The organism is Pseudomonas sp. HMSC067G02, assembly GCF_001813485.1.
Classification (GTDB): domain Bacteria; phylum Pseudomonadota; class Gammaproteobacteria; order Pseudomonadales; family Pseudomonadaceae; genus Pseudomonas; species Pseudomonas aeruginosa.
The window spans coordinates 1-4699 of record NZ_KV812654.1; the positions used below are offsets into that span (position 1 = coordinate 1).

General features: G+C 69.2%; 3 protein-coding genes. All 3 read left to right on the plus strand.

The window, feature by feature from the left end:
- Positions 1-1152, plus strand: a 1152-nt coding sequence (locus tag HMPREF2914_RS10060) for an HlyD family secretion protein (RefSeq protein ID WP_216663947.1), incomplete at its 5' end; no start/stop codon positions are given.
- A gap of 9 nt (positions 1153-1161) precedes the next feature.
- On the plus strand, positions 1162-3321 hold the full coding sequence (locus HMPREF2914_RS10065; protein ID WP_003111249.1) for a peptidase domain-containing ABC transporter: 2160 nt from the start codon (positions 1162-1164) through the stop codon (positions 3319-3321).
- A partial coding sequence (locus HMPREF2914_RS10070; protein ID WP_070702817.1) for a TolC family protein occupies positions 3321-4699 on the plus strand: 1379 nt, incomplete at its 3' end. The genes HMPREF2914_RS10065 and HMPREF2914_RS10070, both read left to right, overlap by 1 nt.

Sequence of the window (4699 nt, forward strand, 5' to 3'; positions counted from 1 at the left end):
ATGGCGCTGCTGGTGGTGGGCTTCTTCCTGTTCGGCAGCTACACCAAGCGCAGCACCGTCAGCGGCCAATTGGTTCCCGCCAGCGGCCAGGTCAAGGTGCACGCGCCGCAGGCCGGCATCGTGCTGCGCAAGTTCGTCCAGGAAGGCCAGGCGGTACGACGTGGCGAGCGCCTGATGGTGCTTTCCAGCGAACGCTACGGCAGCGATGCCGGCCCGGTGCAGGCCGGTATCAGCAGGCGCCTGGAACAACGCCGCGACTCCCTGCGCGACGAACTGGAAAAGCTTCGCCGCCTGCAAGACGACGAGCGCGACAGCCTGACCAGCAAGGTCGCCAGCCTGCAGCGCGAACTGACCACCCTCGCCGCCCAAACCGACAGCCAGCAACGCCTGCTGGCGCTGGCCAGCGACGCCGCCGCGCGCTACCAGGGGCTGATGGACAAGGGCTACATCTCCATGGACCAGTTGCAGCAGCGCCAGGCCGAGCTGCTCGGCCAGCGCCAGACCCTGCAAGGCCTGGAGCGCGAACGCACGTCGCTGCGGCAGCAGTTGACCGAGCGCCGCAACGAACTCGCCGGGCTTTCCGCGCGCCAGGCCAACCAGCTCGCGGAAACCCGCCGCCAGCTCAGCACGGTGGAGCAGGACCTGGCCGAAAGCGAAGCCAAGCGCACCTTGCTGGTCACCGCGCCGGAGAGCGGCATCGCCACCGCCGTGCTCGCCGAAGCCGGGCAGACCGTCGACAGCTCGCGTCCGCTGCTGAGCATCGTTCCCGCCGACACCCCGTTGCAGGCCGAACTCTACGCGCCGAGCAAGTCCATCGGTTTCATCCGGCCGGGCGACGCGGTGCTGATCCGCTACCAGGCCTATCCGTACCAGAAGTTCGGCCAGTACCACGGCAAGGTGCAGTCGATCTCCCGCGCCAGCGTCTCCTATGCCGAGCTTTCCAGCATGGTCGGCGGCGTACCGGGGCTCGGCCAGGATGGCGAGCAGCTGTACCGGCTGCGGGTAACCCTCGACGACCAGGCGGTGACCGCCTACGGCCAGCCGCGTCCGCTGCAGAGCGGCATGCTGCTGGACGCCGACATCCTCCAGGACACCCGGCGCCTCTACGAATGGGTGCTGGAACCGCTCTACAGCCTGACCGGCAAACTCTAGGAACGACCCATGGCCTTTCTCGACGCTCTCGCCCTGCGCCTGGGCCGCCGCCTGCCGCTGGTGCTGCAGACCGAAGCCACCGAATGCGGCCTGGCCTGCCTGGCGATGATCGCCGGCTACCACGGCCACCATACCGGCCTGATGGAACTGCGCCGGCGCTTCTCCGTATCGCTCAAGGGCATCTCCCTCAAGCAACTGATCCAGACCGCCCACCGCCTCGGCCTGGGCACCCGCGCGGTGAAGCTCGACCTCGGCGACCTCGGCAAGCTCAAGCTGCCCTGCGTGCTGCACTGGAACTTCAACCACTTCGTCGTGCTCAAGGCGGTCGACGGGCGCGGCGCGGTGCTCCACGACCCCGCCCACGGCCAGCGCCGGCTGGGCCTGGAGGAAGTCTCGCGGAGCTTCACCGGGGTAGCCCTGGAACTCTGGCCGGAGAGCGGCTTCGAGAAACAGGAGGCGCCGCCGCGGATCAAGCTGCTGGGCATGCTCGGCAAGGTCACCGGGCTGTACCGCTCGCTGGCCCAGGTGCTGCTGCTCGCCGGCGCGCTGGAAGTGTTCTCGCTGATCAGTCCGTTCTTCCTGCAATGGACCATCGACAACGTCATCGTCAGCGAAGACCGTGACCTGCTCAGCACCCTGGCCATCGGCTTCGGCCTGTTGCTGCTGATGCAGCAGGCGGTCAGCGGGGTGCGCGCCTGGGTGATGATGCACATGAGCACCCTGCTCGGCGTGCAGTGGCAGGCCAACGTCTTCAGCCACCTGCTGCGGCTGCCCGCGCAGTATTTCGAGAAGCGCCACCTGGGCGACGTGGTGTCGCGCTTCGGCGCGGTGAACAGCATCCAGCAGACCCTCACCGCGGCCTTCCTCTCGGCGGTGCTGGACGGCCTGATGACCGTCGCCACCCTCGGCATGATGCTGCTCTACAGTCCGCCGCTGGCGGCCATCGCCATCGCCGCCATGAGCCTCTACGCCCTCGGCCGCTGGATCTGGTACCGGCCGTTGCGCAACGCCACCGAGGAGCAGATCGTCCACGCCGCGCGGCAGCAGAGCCACTTCCTCGAGACGGTGCGCGGCATCCGCCCGCTGAAGCTGTTCCAGCGCCAGGACGAGCGCCGCTCGGTATGGCTCGGCCTGCTGGTGGAACAGATCAACGCCGGCCTGCGTACGCAGAAGCTGCAACTGTTCTACCAGCAGCTCAACGGCCTGCTGTTCGGCGTGGAGAACCTGCTGGTGATCTGGCTCGGCGCGACCATGGTGATGGACGGCCAGTTCAGCGTCGGCATCCTGATGGCCTTCAACGCCTACAAGTCGCAGTTCGACAGCCGCGTCGGCAGCCTGATCGACAAGTTCTTCGAGCTGCGCATGCTCCAGTTGCAGGGCGAGCGCCTGGCCGACATCGTGCTCCAGGCCCCGGAGGTCAGCCACGGCGACATCCTCCCGGAGAACCTCCGCGAGCGCGAGGCGAGCATCGAGATCCAGGGCTTGCGCTACCGCTACGCGGAACAGGAGCCCTGGGTCCTCGACGGCCTCGACCTGCGCATCGCCGGCGGCGAGTCGGTGGCCATCGTCGGCCCCTCGGGCTGCGGCAAGAGCACTCTGTTCAACGTCCTGCTGGGCATCCTCCCGCCAGTGGAGGGACAGATCCGCATGGCCGGCCTGGACCTTGCGCAACTGGGCCTGGACGGCCTGCGCGAACTGGTCGGTACGGTGCTGCAGGACGACGTGCTGTTCGCCGGTTCGCTCAGCGACAACATCAGTTTCTTCGACCCGCAGCCGGACATGCCCTGGCTGCTGCAGTGCGCGCAGATGGCTGCCATCCACGATGACATCCAGGCCATGCCGATGGGCTACAACACCCTGGTCGGCGACATGGGCACGGTGCTCTCCGGCGGCCAGAAGCAGCGGGTGATGCTGGCCCGGGCGCTGTACAAGAAGCCGCGCATCCTGTTCCTCGACGAAGCCACCAGCCACCTCGACGTACACTGCGAACAGCGGGTCAACGCCGCCATTCGCGCGCTGCGCATCACCCGCATCATGGTCGCCCATCGGCCCGAGACCATCGCCTCGGCGGACCGCGTGATAGTCCTCGGCCAGGGCAAGGTAAGCCTCGACGAAAGCACCGCGTGCCTGGCCGAACGCCAGGCCGCCGCGGCGCGGGAGCAGGCCTGATGCGTGCCCTCGCCGGCCTGTTGTGCGGCCTGCTCGGCCTGGTTCCCGGCGCCGCCGCCTACGAGCCGGACGTGTTCGGCACCGCCGGCCAGGTCGCCGGCCAGGCGGTCTACGACCTCGGCGGCAGCGGTTTGCCCTGCCGCGGCGGGCCGCCACCGACCGAGCTGAGCCTGGAGGAAGCCATCGAGCGGATCCTCTGCCACGACCCGCAGACCCGCCTCGCCTGGGCCAATGCCAAGGCCCAAGCGGCCCAGGTCGGGATCGGCAAGTCCGCCTACCTGCCGCGCCTGGACGGCCGTCTCGACGCCAGTCGCGGCTACAGCGACATGGATTATCGCGATGCCCCCTACCTCTCCGGCGACGGCCATCGCCACCGGCGCGGCGCCAGCCTCCAATTGAGCTGGGTCCTGTTCGACTTCGGCCGCCGCAGCGCCGCCCTGCGCAACGCCCAGCAGTTGCTGCTGGCGGCCAACGCCAGCCAGGACGCGACCCTGCAGAACACCTTCGCCCTCGCCGCCCAGGCCTACTACGACGCCCTCGCCGCCCAGCGCAGCCTGGCCGCCTCGCGGCAGGTCGCGGAGCTGGCGGCGCAGAACCTGGAAGCCGCCGACGCCAAGTACCGGGCCGGCGCCGCCGCCCTTTCCGATCGCCTGCAGGCACAGACCGCGCTGTCCCAGGCGAGCCTCGCCCAGGTCCGCGACGAAGGCGCCCTGAGCAACGCCCTCGGCGTCATCGCCCTGCGCATGGGCCTGGCGCCGGATACCCCGCTGCGCCTCTCCGGCGAGCTGGAGGCGCAACCCGACACCGGCTTCGTCAAGGCCATCGACGAGATGCTCGCCGAAGCCCGCCGCGAGCATCCGGCGCTGCTCGCCGCCCAGGCGCGGCTGAAAGCCGCCGCCGCCTCGGTGGAGGAAAGCCGCGCCGCCGGCCGGCCGAGCCTGGCGCTGAGCGCCAACCTGGCACGCAGCCATAGCGACCAGGCGATGGCGTTCAACGGCGATACCCGCGAACGCGACCGCAGCATCGGCCTGCAACTGAACATCCCGTTGTTCGAAGGCTTCGAACGCACCTACCAGGTCCGCAACGCCCTGGCCCGCCGCGAAGCCAGCGAAGCGGAGCTGGCCGACACCGAGCAGCAGGTTTCGCTGGAGGTGTGGAGCAACTACCAGTCGCTCAGCGTCGAGACCCGCAGCCTGGCGCGCACCCGCGAACTGGTCGAACAGTCGCGGCAAAGCCTGGAGGTGGTGCAGGGCCGCTACCGCTCAGGGGTCGGCAGCATGATCGAGCTGCTCAACGCCCTGACCGCCTACGCCAGCGCCGAGGACCAGCACATCCGTGCCCTCGGCAACTGGCAGACCTCGCGCCTGCGACTGGCGGC